Source organism: Rhizobium acidisoli, from assembly GCF_002531755.2.
GTDB classification, from domain to species: Bacteria; Pseudomonadota; Alphaproteobacteria; order Rhizobiales; family Rhizobiaceae; genus Rhizobium; species Rhizobium acidisoli.
The window spans coordinates 521,838-533,824 of sequence record NZ_CP034999.1; the positions used below are offsets into that span (position 1 = coordinate 521,838).

The following is an 11,987-nucleotide window of genomic DNA, read 5'->3' on the forward strand; positions in this document are numbered from 1 at the left end:
GCATGATTCATCTTGCCGCAGGCGCTGTCAGCCCGTCAACAAGGGGCGCCTGACCTTGGTCGGGCGGATCTTTTTCCAATCCATTCCGGCCAGCAACGCCATCAGCTGAGAATGGTCCAGACGGATCCGTGCCGCCGATATGCCCGGCCAGCAGAAGCCCTGATCTTCCAGGGTTTTCGAATAGAGGCAGACCCCACTGCCATCCCACCAGACAATGCGAATACGATCGGCCCGTTTCGACCGGAAGACGTAAAGCGCGCCATTGAAGGGATCGAGACCGCCATCCCGCACCAGCGCCATCAAAGAGGCGGCTCCCTTGCGGAAGTCGACCGGCTGGCACGACACATAGACCACCACACCCGAAGCGATCATGCCTTGCGAACCGCCCGCAGAACCTTCACCAGGTGATCGGGGTCAAAATCGCCGCCGACGCGCACGACCATATCCGCAATGACAATATCGACCGAACCGTTGCTTACCGTTTCAACCCGCGCGAACTTGATCTGCTTGCCCGTTCCCGCCGTCAGGGGCGCAACAACGCCCGATGCCAGTGCCTTGCGACGCCATCCATAAAGCTGCGACGGATCCAGGCCTTCAGACCGGGCAACCGCCGAGACATTGGCCCCAGGCTGCAGCGTCGCGGCGACGATCCGCGCTTTTTCGTCATCCGACCAGTCACGCGGCTTGCGGCGACGCCGGACGGGTTCTGCCGTCAAAACCTCAAAGGTTCGAGGCTGATTCACACTATCACTCATAGGACTCTCCGCATGACTCACGCAGAAAATCGCCGATCAGCAGTCCGAAAGATACGTGGGGTGGCCTACGCGCTTACGTTTAAAACCTCGCGCAGATCGGTCTTGCGTGGCCGGCCCAGACGTCGTGGCGCGGGCATGAACGGCGCAATAAATTCCCATTCGCGATCGGTAACATCGCTTGCATATCGGCTCGTCCGACGGACATATTCCTGTCGGGTGGTTTCAGTCCAGGCCATTGTGCATTCCATCGAATCTTCGCAAATCCGAAGGAATCACAACTGGCTGAAATCACTCAAATCTTTTTGGGGCAGCCTCTTAACCGCAGCCCCTCGCGCCGCGGGAATTGCCATACGGTGTCGTGGGATACCTTCGGCGATAAACGCCCGGTACGACTCAGGAACACGCTTGCGGTGACCGCCCATCTTCCCAGGCGCGACAGATCCCCTGGGACGGTAACGTTAAGTCACTTCATCGCTGAAGACACCGCAATACCGAACCGCGCCACCACCGACCGGCAGATTTCGCCGGCTTCAGTTGCATCAACAACACGATTATGAAGATCATTTGAAATGAAGTCGAGTCATAGGATGCTGGCTTCCACTCTAGCCAGCATCTTGAATCACAGATAGCTAAAAATCGAAATTCCTACCGATTCAGCTGAAAATGGAAGCGGTCTAGATTTCGAAAATCTCCCGCGGAAGTGCGGAGAAGGTCTCGGCACCGCTTTCGGTAACACGAAATGTTTCGCTGATCACGTAGCCGAAGTCTTCGTCAATCCAATTCCCTAGCATCAGGTGGAACGTCATGTTCGGCTGAAGCACCGTATGGTCATCCTCCCTCAGGCTGGCCGTAGGTTCGGTCCAGTCAATCCCGATCGCATAGCCGCATCGCGATTCTTTCTCTAGTCCATGCTTCTTTAGCGTGGTGTTGAAAGCGACGGCGACATCGCCACAGGTGGCGCCCGGTTTGACGGCAGAAAGTGCGGCCTCCATGCCAGCAACCTCGGCGTCGTGGACCCGGCGAAGGCGATCTGACGGCTTACCGATCGAGTAGGTCCGCATCAGGGCCGAGACATAACCGTGACGTACACCGCCCATCTCAAGGTTAATTTGCGATCCCTGGCGGAAAACATCTTCGGTCCAGATAATGTGCGCAGTGCCCGAACGCGGCGAGGCACAAATGAAAACTCGCCTCAAATCTGTGCCGACTTTGCCATTGACGCCGCGAACCAGCGTCGCGATGATTTCTGCAGCAGCATCCGCCTCTCTTACGCCCGGACGCATTACTTCTTTCCCTGTCAGCATTCCTGCGTCCGTAATCGCGGCGGCTTCTAGCATCATCTCGATTTCAAGATCTGACTTGACCAGTCGGATCCAGGGCACTTCGTTGCTGAAGTCTGCTAATTTTGTCCCCGGAGCCCCGGCCTGGAACCTGTCGATCAACTTCGCCGAGAGTAAGTTGTTTTCAAGCGCTAATCTCCCACCACCGAGGCCGTCGTCTCGCAGGAAATTAATTAGAGCGTCGAAGCCGTCCTTGTCAGGGTCAGCGATCAGAGCTTCGGGGTAACCAATTACCCGGTCCCTTTCCATAAACGTTTGATGCACCGCCGCCGGCGCATCCATACGACGCGTCAAGAAAGTTGGCTCTTCATCTTTCAAGGAGATGACGAGGCCTTGTGGAATGTACGCCGACTTGGCTGTGTAACCACATAGATAAGTGATGTCTGCAGGGGAGGTGATCAGTAACGAAGTGACCTCGCGTTGTTCCATTTTAGCCTTAACAAGGGCCAGCCTTCGCAGATACTCGGCCCGTGGAAACGCTTGCGGTCCTTTTGGCATTGTCATGAGGTAACTTCCTTTCTTATTGCAGTTGAACGCACAAGCTCTCACTGCGTCATTGTGAACTGATTTCGGAAACCCAGCCCGACCTTTTTCTGCGCAACTCAGGCTATGGATGCCATTGTCATCCGGCAAAGATCGGTGATGTCGTAAACGGGCAGGTTCGCGGTTCGCCGGATCGCGGACGCGACCGTCGGAAATCCCGCGCATTCGAACAGAATAACTGCTATCTCGGGATGCGCGCCCCGGAGCCGTGCGATGCAGTCGGCAACATCTGACTCGATCGCTTTGATGTCCATTGGTGGCGCTGGACGCTTTAGCTCGTCATGCCAATACTTACCGCCTTCAATGCCTCCAATCACGACCCGCGCCCGCTCGGCTGGGTCAGCAACCCCAAGCAAGTCTTCGCTCAGATGCTTCGAGTCATAGGTCAAGACAGCGATTTTGCCCGGCGACGGCACTTGCCGTAGCAGTGCTGGCAACAGGATCAGGCTTGACATAACAACAGGCACTTTGACAGCGGCCGCCACCGCCGATTGATGTCGGATTGAGAAGCCGCAAGTTGAGCTTATCGCGACAGCACCTCGTTCGACCAAGCGGTTGGCGGCCGCTATATAGGCTGGCTCGAGTGCCGGATCACCAGAAACGACATTTTCAACCCAAGCTCCCGCTACGATCTCCTGGATCGCTGGGAATTCAAACGAAGACGGATTGAGTATCGAGCCGGGCGCGGGCGTCGGCGGCTTGCCCCCCGGCGGTACCCCTCGTTCGAGGGTTAGAATTCCGAGAGACCGTGTCGTTCGTGAAGTCATGAAGTACTTTCCCCTAAAGTTGTCTCGTGTACGCATTTCGGCAGGCCTCTCGCGCAGATACCACTTTCAGCCATCTCCGCGGCACGAGAGATGTCGCGCGCCGCGGTGCTGATCATGGCTTTGATACCTCCAGGCTTTGTCAGGTCTCGTGTTCGGACAAAGGACGGCACCCGGTCGAAGGTGAAGCGCAAACCCAGCTCAGCCGTGGCCGACAGGTCGCAAGCGCTCAACCATATTCGACTCGTGACGATAGCGCCTTCCCAAGATCCGCTCGATCGCTGCTCCCCGCCTTCTGTGATCACAAACTTGTTCTTATGAGATACAATATTCCTCGTTTCGAAGCATGTCAACGGCAATGCCTGCCCGAACAATTGACTAGCCGATCTCGAAACAGGTCACAGCATTCACGCTATGGAGATGCGCCGCCGGCGGCGTGGACTGGCTTTCTCGCTGTCCTGTGCGCTTCCCATCTTTGGCGCCGATGCGCCTTTTGCCGCCGAGAAGCCTGTAAATTGGCGGCAGGGAGCTCCGGTTCACATATAACCGCTACCGCCGCCACCACTTATAGCCCTGTCGCCAGGTGACCAGGTTTGCCCTCAAGCGTGCTGCGTGTGCGTTGTCCCAGCGGAGAAAAGATATATATTTTCATTGAAGTTGTAATATCGTTATTATAGCTTTGGCATACCACTGGAGACGGAGCTGATGACGAAAAAGATGACTTTCCCGCAAAAAGGCCTGGAAGAAGCGGCAATTTGGCAGGCGATGGAGTGCGCGAGGCAGGGCGACGTGGACTGGAGAGCGGGACGTTTGCCGGGCTTTTACGTTCATTTCGCCAATGATGATGTTGATCGCATCGGTAAAATCGCTCTGGAAAAATTCCACGCGACAAACGCGTTGGGACTCAGCGCATTTCCATCGATCAAGAAATTCGAGTCGGAAGTTGCCGAATGGGCCCTCTCCCTTTTTCACGGGGTTGGCGGTGTGGCGAGCATCACGTCGGGGGGAACCGAAAGTATTTTCATCGCTATGAAGACTGCGCGGGAGTGGGCCAAGGTTACTCGCCCCGAGGTCACCAAGCCGAAAATGCTCATTTCCCACAGTGCGCACCCGGCCTTCGACAAGGCAGCAAAGTACCTGGGCCTGGAAGTCGTGAGAATTATGCCGCGTGACGACTTCAAAACGGACATCGCCGCGCTGAAGGCAGCTCTAGATGAACAAACGATCATAATGGCAGGATCGGCGCCGCAGTTTACCATGGGAGTTTTCGATCAGATTGAGGAACTTGCTGCCCTCGCATCGGAGCGAAATATCTGGTTTCACACTGACGCTTGTGTCGGCGGCTTTTTGTCTCCATTCGCCGAGCAGAATGGACACCAGATCCCGCTTTGGGACTTTCGAGTAAAGGGCGTAAAGTCGATTTCTGCAGATTTGCACAAATATGGCTTTGCTCCAAAGGGGGCTTCGATTGTCGCCTTTTCAGATGCCGAGTATCAGCAGTACCAGGTGTTTGACTTCAACAACTGGTCGCGTGGAAGGTACGTGACATCCACATTCGCCGGCACCCGTTCTGGCGCCAACATTGCTGCTTCCTGGGCCGTGATGCGGTTCTTGGGTAATGAAGGCTATTGCAAAATCGCAGAACAAATCTGGACGATACGTGAAACGCTTATGCGCGAGATCCCGACAATCGAGGACTTGTTTGTTTACGGTGATCCCGAACTTACGGTGATGAGTTACGGTTCAAAGTCGCTGGACGCGGCCGATATTGCGGCAGGTCTCGCTGCCAAGGGCTGGCATACTGTTGCACCGTCTCTCAATCCACCCGCGATCAATTTGGGTATTCTCAGTCTCGCTTTTGGGGAAGTGGTGGAGGCCTATTTAACGGACCTTCGGGACGTTATTGCTCAGCTCAACGCGGGCGAAAAATCCTTTGATCGTTCCCTCATTGGAACCTACGGGACCAAATGAGGATTGAACGTTGAGTAACCTGGACCCGCGGCAGCTACTCCCCGAGTGAATTACAACGCTAGCCGCGTGTCTGATTCAACAATGCCGCAGCCGTGATGATACTGGAGATGTAGGTCAGCGCCTGGTCGATATCCAGCCGTATCTCTTCGGCAACGGCTGCGGCATCTCTTTTCTCGACCCCGCTCGCGATCCTTTCCCGCCAGTCGCCGCGCCCGGCTGATATCGAGGCAATATAGTGGGGGTACAGCAAATTCAGATATGGTCCCGTCTTCAGCCAAAGGGAATTGATGATCCGGATAAGGTCGGGCATGCTGCACGCAGCATAGAGCTCAAACTGAAATTTATAGACCAGCGCAATGTCGGTACGCCGATCGCCAGCAGCGCGAGCCGTTTTCAGTTTTTCCGACGTCTTGCGTAACGCGTCTGCAATCTCTGGCGTGCCCTTAAGTGCAGCGCGCTCTGCGGCAAAGCACTCAATGTGCAGACGGATATCCTTAAGTTCGGCGATTTGCTCGGGCATCAAAAGGGGGACAACCGCGGACCTGTTCACTTCACCCTGTAGGACCCCCTCGGATATCAAGCGATAGAGGGCCTCACGAACAGGTGTCGGGCTCATAGACAGGTTCTTGGCAAGGTCTCTAATAGTGATTTTCTCGCCCGGAGAGAAATGGCCACCGCGGATCAGCGCTCCTAATCGGTCATAAACCTGGTCTCTCAAAACGGCGGTTGTCGGCGTGATCAAATTCCCACCTCTGGCTTCCTTATTTTGATCAATCATTTAAATCGACGACGCATCTGTAACAAGACGCTGCAGACTCAAAATCATCCTATTCACCTTAGCTAGCCACTGGCACCGTCTTTGGAGGGCGCCAACGGGCTTAGAGCAGATTTGCCTATTTTCTCGTTGACCATGTCGAGGTGCGCGCACTCGGAGTAAAAAGGCCTTCAGAGGCAGTCCTGGATCGTGTACGTGAGGCAGTGATGAATAGAAGTTCTCCCCTTGAGCTCTTTTGCTTCTCGAAGGTCCATCGATAGGCAGGATTTGCATCGTTCCGACGTCCCCACTGCGATGCCCCGTATTTTCGTTGACCGGGCGAAGTAATACGGTGCCGGTCAACGACTATATTCAAAAAAAGCGGCCTCTCTTCCTTCCCGGTTTGCCTCGCGTTGTGTGTTAGTTCCTCGTCAGCGCGTTGAGTATCCGCGCCCAGGATCGCTGACCCTTATGAAAGGATGTCAGATTATACTTCTCGTTGGGCGAATGGATGCGATCGTTAGGGAGCGCGAAGCCCACCAAGAGTGAGTCCAGCCCCAGATATGCCTGAAACTCGCCGACAACAGGTATCGAACCACCCACTACCCTCATGATCGGCGCTTTTGTCCATTCGTCGGCCAGTGCTGACTTGGCGGCAGCCAAATATGGGGCGTCGTATGGAAGCTGATGCGCCGGCGAGCAGTCGTGCGATTGAAATTCCACCCTACAGTCTGCCGGGAGGCGCTCCTCGACAAATTTGCGGAACGAGGCCCTAACGTTGGCTGGGTCCTGCTTGTGTACGAGACGAAACGAAACCTTGGCAGACGCTTCAGCCGGAATGACTGTCTTGAAACCCTTACCCGTGTAGCCACCGGAAAACCCGTTGAATTCGGCCGTGGGGCGCGCCCAAACCAGCTCGAGTATCGAGCGCCCCTTTTCACCCGATGGAACCGACAGGCCGATTGGTCCGAGGAAACTTTCGGCCGTCTCCCCGAGGGCCTCCCACGAGGCCAAGACTTGGCTCGGGGTCTCCTCGACGCCGTCATAGAAGCCGTGAATTGTCACGCGGCCATCGTTGTCGTGGATCTCCCCAAGGATCTTCGCAAGCACTCGGATAGGGTTCGCCGCCGCGCCGCCGTAGATGCCTGAGTGAAGGTCGCGGCTGGCGGCATGGATCGTCATCTCTTCTTCCACCAGTCCACGCATGCCAACGCAGATGGCAGGAGTCATCGCGTCGCGTTGGCTCGTGTCGCAGACTAGCGCGAAGTCGGCTTTCAATTCGTCCGCATTGGCCGCAAGAAACGCGCGCATCGAGGGAGAGCCAGACTCCTCCTCACCCTCAAAAAGGATTGTAACCTTACAGGGCAATACCCCACCCACCGCCTTGTAAGCACGACACGCTTCCACGAACGTCATTAGTTGACCTTTGTCATCCGAAGCGCCACGTCCGGCAATGACCTGGTAGCCATCCTCGCTCTCGCGCACGGCGGGGTCAAACGGGTCGCGGGTCCACAACTCGAGGGGATCAACCGGCTGAACATCATAATGTCCGTAGAAGAGGACATGCGGAGCACCGGGGGGTCCGTCATGGTGAGCGACGACCATTGGGTGACCTGGAGTATCGCGTATGCTGGCTTCGAAGCCGATCGAGGCTAGATCATCCACAAGCCACTCCGCAGCCCTTTGGCAATCCGCTTTGTAGGCCGGATCAGTGGAGATCGACTTTATGCGCAAAAGGCTGAAAAGGCGCGACACCGCAGCTTCGCATTCGGTATCGATGTGGTGCAAGACGGCAGGTAGCGCATTCATTAAGGTCTCCTACGTGTTTACTGTTAGCTCAGAAAGCTGGTGGGTTCCGAGCGCTCCGCCTGCAGAGTCCATCCTTGTGGCCCGCGGGCATCTGTTTTGGACTGGGGTCCCGGCGGTCATTTTTACGAGATGCAACGCTGTCTCGCGCAACTGAGTTTTCGGTCATTCTCCCAACACGATCGCATCGAGGCCGCACTTGCGGACCCGCTCGACGAAATGCACGTCTGCGCCATTTGGCATCACAAACTTACGAGAAGCCTATACCATTCTACTTCAATTTCAATACCGCACAGCGCGAGACGGGAAGTTTGGCGTCGTCTGCAAATTTAACCTGCACGATAAGACTGGGGCGGCATCGTCATGCCCATGATACTAGCGGCGAATAGAAGCCTCTCGGCTTTTCCAACGGCCGCATAGAGAGGCCGGCTGCGTGTCTATGACAGGTATAGACCATCAACGCCGCGCCACCGATTGCCATCGCCGGCTAGGCGACGCGAAGCCGGATGAACCGTCCTTAGAGGGCCTTTTTGGCTCTTTCTGGTCTGTTTGGAGCAATTTAAGTAGGCGCCTCGCCATCGGGCCCGACTGACTGCCTCGCTGCACACCCGCTGCCAGCGAGCCACGCCGAGGTCTGTCTTGACCACACCTTCTTGGCCAGCCGAATGCGGAAGCCGCCTGTGCCGAACCGATGTCGTCGTGGCGGCCGCGCCTGACGTGAAGATGGAAGGAAAGATCCCTTCGTGAATCGAGGCAAGCCCAAACATGACTTGCTCTGCGTGATATCGCATCCTTCGTGTTGGCCCTCGCGCCGCCGTTGACAGGTCTCAAACCATGCAATAGTATATCTCAGATCGCCACCTTTGAGATCACAGAAAGGCGGAAGCCTTTGGTGAAACAGAATGATCGAAAACGCGTCGCAGCGAGAGTGAATATCGGCGGGCGCTTTCGACCTTCGGACGACGGGATGCTCCGTTGACTGCAAGGCGATCGCTTCAGACTGCGGCTTAGAGCCTCACGTCTGGTTTGAACTGGGTAGATGAACACGGTCGCATCACCGGCCGAGGGGAACACAAAAGGAACATCACATGAGCAAATCTTTAATTTCAGCTGCAGCTGCGGCGTTGATTGCGGTTGTGTCGACAGCTTTGCCAGCGAACGCTGGCGCCGTTCTCGATCAAGTCCAGGCGGCAAAGACGCTCACAGTAGCGACTTCTAGCGGTTGGCCTAACAGTTCGTTCCTGAATGACAAACAGGAACTCGATGGTTTTGAGATCGAGGTTGCCAAGGGAGTGGCGAAACACCTTGGGGTCTCCGTCAAGTTCGTAACGCCGGGCTGGGACGTCATAGTTGCAGGCAAATGGGCAGGCCGTTGGGATATGGCGATGGGCCAGATGGTTCCGACCAAGGCACGCGCGGAAAAGTTCGATTTTCCTGCCATTTACTTTTACACGAGGAACGTTGCTGTCATTCACAAAGACAGTAAAGCAACCAAACTTTCCGACCTGGATGGAAAGGTGATCGGCCTCGTAACAGGTGATGATGCGGCAATCGCATATGCCCGTCATAACCTGACGTTGGATTGGGCGGACGAAAAGCCGCTAGAATACAAGTTTACACCGGGCGAAATGAGAAACTACGAGAATACCGGGTTGCAGGCAGATGACCTCCGACTAGGTGATGGCGTTCGTCTCGATGCAATCATCACCGATGAAGTGAGTGCGCAAGGTGTGATCAAGGCCGGTTACCCCCTGAGAGTGCTCGGCGATGCATTGTTCCCGACCCCAGGAGCCATCGCAATTTTGAAAGGGGACAAGGAGTTCTCTGATAAGATAGCTGCCGCCATCAAAAGCATGAAGGATGATGGCACACTCTCTAAGCTTTCGATTAAGTGGTACGGTATCGATAGCACCGCTGAATAGGTTGTAAACCTTTGTTTGAACAACCTTATCGAAGGACGCCATAATGCTTTATCAGGATACAATTGACTCCGAGGTCTTGGTTCACAAGCCGTGGTTTGTGGCCTCTACCTTCGCTGTCGTGCTCGCTCTGTTTCTGATGTATAACCTGACTGGCACAACTATGGGCGAGCTTATGCGCCCCGTCATCGGCGATCCGTCGCAAAGCGGCCTCTACGGCCGCTTTGCGATCGCTTTTGTTATTGCGGTTGCGTTCAGTCTTAATCTCGTGCTCATCGGGTTCGCGCCGATAAAAGCCCAAATCATCTTGGTTTGGCTTGAGTTGCTCCTGCTCATTCTAGCATTCTTCAAGTCGTTTGAGCTCAGTCTGCCTTTCATCCGGGAGAACCTTCCCTTTCTGATAACGCAGGGTGTGTTTACGACGTTGTATGTGTCGGCAATTTCGCTGCTTTTTGCGTCGCTCATCGCAATCATCGCCGCTGTTGCGAAGCTTTCGAGTAACGGCTTCGCTTACGGGATCGCAAGTTTCTACACGTCGTTCTTCCGCGGTCTCCCCCTGCTGATGCAGATTTACCTCATCTACCTCGGTTTGCCTCAGTTCGGTATCGTTCTGAACGCGGTGCCTTCAGGAATATTGGCCCTTTCAGTCTGTATCGGCGCCTATATGACGGAAATCTTCCGCTCTGGAATTCAGAGCATCGACCGCGGGCAATGGGAAGCATCCAGGTCCATGGGCTTCGGCTTCGGTCTGACAATGCGAAGGATTATACTTCCGCAGGCGCTTCCCGTTATCGTTCCACCGATGGGGAACACCTTCATCTCGATGCTGAAAGATAGCTCGCTCGTGTCCGTCCTTGGCGTATGGGAACTGACGTTCCTGGCTCGCACGATTGGCCAGCCCACCTTTCACAATATGGAGATGCTTGTAGCGGCTTCGTTGATTTACTGGGTTTTATCCTGTTGTCTCGAACTGATTCAATCAAGGATTGAACGCTATTACCACAGGAGCAAGATGCGATGATCACCAAAGCAGTTCAAATGGACCTAGAAGGTAGCAAAACTTGTGCCACCGCCCAAGATGTAGCGCATAAGTTAAATTCGGATCAATTTTGTGAGGATGTCATTACAGCCAAAAACGTTTCTAAGTGGTATGGCAGCTTCAGAGTATTGACGAACGTCAACCTCAGTGTCCGTAAGGGTGAACGCGTTGTTATCTGCGGGCCCTCCGGATCGGGAAAGTCAACGCTGATCCGCTGTTTCAATCGGCTCGAGGCACATCAAGAGGGTGAGATCACCGTCAATGGCGTCAGATTGCACAACAAGATGCGCAACGTGACTGAGGTTCGCAAAAGCGTTGGCATGGTATTCCAGAACTTCAATCTCTTTCCACACATGACCGTGCTGATGAACTGCATGGCGGGTCCGATGTGGATTAAGGGTGTTCCGGAAGCCGAGGCCAGAAAGACTGCGATGAAATTCCTGGAGCGTGTGCGCATTCCCGAACAGGCGAACAAATACCCTGTTCAGCTGTCCGGGGGACAGCAGCAGCGCGTTGCCATCGCCCGTTCCCTTTGCATGGAACCAGCCGTGATGCTGTTCGACGAGCCAACTTCGGCGCTTGATCCGGAGATGGTGTCAGAAGTTCTCGAAACGATGACAAGCCTCGCCCAGGATGGCATGACGATGGTGTGCGTAACGCATGAGATGGGTTTCGCACGATCTGTTGCCGACCGCGTCATCTTCATGGACGCAGGTCAGATCGTCGAGGAGGGTGCTCCAAATGACTTCTTCGCGAATCCGCAGCACCCAAGAACAAAACTGTTTCTCAGTCAGGTCTTAAAGCATTGAAGCTAAGGAGGGATAGTCGGATTGCTGCCGTGCGCGCCGCCAATCAGAATCCATGAACGAAGGTTTATTGTCATGTCGGGAAGTAGTACCGCGGTGGAGCGGGCTATAGTGAAGAACTGGATCCTTCCAACAGAGTGCCGTCATTGTACCAGGTGTAATCATGCGCGGCCATACCCGTTTTAGAACGGAAGAGCTATAGCAGAATGCTACGGCGACGAGACGGCGGCGAGGCGGCGAGGCAAGCGTCAATGATCATCAGTCTAGAATCCGACCGAGCCGGGTTACCC

The 11,987-nt window shown here is 55.1% G+C and carries 10 protein-coding genes and 2 pseudogenes; 4 read left to right on the forward strand and 8 right to left on the reverse strand.

What is annotated here, in order from left to right; all coding sequences use genetic code 11:
• Nucleotides 1-27: 27 nt before the first annotated feature.
• From tnpB to CO657_RS37530, 6 genes and pseudogenes are all read right to left on the reverse strand, one after another.
• Nucleotides 28-372 carry an IS66 family insertion sequence element accessory protein TnpB gene (gene tnpB, locus CO657_RS24810; protein ID WP_003495066.1) on the reverse strand — a complete coding sequence of 115 codons (345 nt, stop codon included), beginning with the start codon at nt 370-372 and terminating at the stop codon, nt 28-30.
• On the reverse strand, nt 369-755 hold the full coding sequence (locus CO657_RS24815; RefSeq protein ID WP_054186396.1) for a transposase: 387 nt from the start codon (nt 753-755) through the stop codon (nt 369-371). The genes tnpB and CO657_RS24815 overlap by 4 nt, the downstream gene beginning before the upstream one ends.
• A 77-nt stretch (nt 756-832) precedes the next feature.
• A pseudogene (locus CO657_RS24820) lies at nt 833-991 on the reverse strand (IS5/IS1182 family transposase); the annotation flags it as partial.
• 77 nt (nt 992-1,068) lie between these two features.
• Nucleotides 1,069-1,326 (reverse strand): annotated as a pseudogene (locus CO657_RS37165) (IS630 family transposase); the annotation flags it as partial.
• Nucleotides 1,327-1,429: 103 nt separating this feature from the next.
• The gene (locus tag CO657_RS24830) at nt 1,430-2,599 is read right to left on the reverse strand and encodes a M24 family metallopeptidase (protein WP_054186030.1); all 1,170 of its coding nucleotides are present in this window, start codon (nt 2,597-2,599) and stop codon (nt 1,430-1,432) included.
• A 98-nt stretch (nt 2,600-2,697) separates the two neighbouring features.
• On the reverse strand, nt 2,698-3,405 hold the full coding sequence (locus CO657_RS37530; protein ID WP_245293081.1) for an aspartate/glutamate racemase family protein: 708 nt from the start codon (nt 3,403-3,405) through the stop codon (nt 2,698-2,700).
• A 702-nt stretch (nt 3,406-4,107) separates the two neighbouring features.
• Between CO657_RS37530 and CO657_RS24840 the strand changes: the two genes are divergently transcribed.
• The gene (locus tag CO657_RS24840) at nt 4,108-5,373 is read left to right on the forward strand and encodes a pyridoxal phosphate-dependent decarboxylase family protein (protein WP_054186031.1); all 1,266 of its coding nucleotides are present in this window, start codon (nt 4,108-4,110) and stop codon (nt 5,371-5,373) included.
• Between the two features lie 58 nt (nt 5,374-5,431).
• Here the strand turns inward: CO657_RS24840 and CO657_RS24845 are convergent, their stop codons facing one another.
• Nucleotides 5,432-6,151: a GntR family transcriptional regulator gene (locus tag CO657_RS24845; RefSeq protein WP_018328978.1), complete on the reverse strand. Its 720-nt coding sequence runs from the start codon at nt 6,149-6,151 to the stop codon at nt 5,432-5,434.
• Nucleotides 6,152-6,547: 396 nt separating this feature from the next.
• On the reverse strand, nt 6,548-7,936 hold the full coding sequence (locus tag CO657_RS24850; RefSeq protein WP_054186032.1) for a M20/M25/M40 family metallo-hydrolase: 1,389 nt from the start codon (nt 7,934-7,936) through the stop codon (nt 6,548-6,550).
• A 1,085-nt stretch (nt 7,937-9,021) separates the two neighbouring features.
• On the opposite strand from CO657_RS24850, the gene CO657_RS24855 reads away from it, so the two are divergent.
• Genes CO657_RS24855 through CO657_RS24865 form a run of 3 tightly spaced genes read left to right on the forward strand, consistent with a single transcriptional unit; the run spans nt 9,022 to nt 11,700 of the window.
• Nucleotides 9,022-9,855: a transporter substrate-binding domain-containing protein gene (locus tag CO657_RS24855; RefSeq protein WP_054186033.1), complete on the forward strand. Its 834-nt coding sequence runs from the start codon at nt 9,022-9,024 to the stop codon at nt 9,853-9,855.
• A gap of 43 nt (nt 9,856-9,898) precedes the next feature.
• Nucleotides 9,899-10,873: an amino acid ABC transporter permease gene (locus CO657_RS24860; protein WP_007636744.1), complete on the forward strand. Its 975-nt coding sequence runs from the start codon at nt 9,899-9,901 to the stop codon at nt 10,871-10,873.
• Complete coding sequence (locus tag CO657_RS24865; RefSeq protein WP_245293082.1) at nt 10,870-11,700, forward strand: amino acid ABC transporter ATP-binding protein; 831 nt, start codon at nt 10,870-10,872, stop codon at nt 11,698-11,700. The genes CO657_RS24860 and CO657_RS24865 overlap by 4 nt, the downstream gene beginning before the upstream one ends.
• Nucleotides 11,701-11,987: the final 287 nt, after the last annotated feature.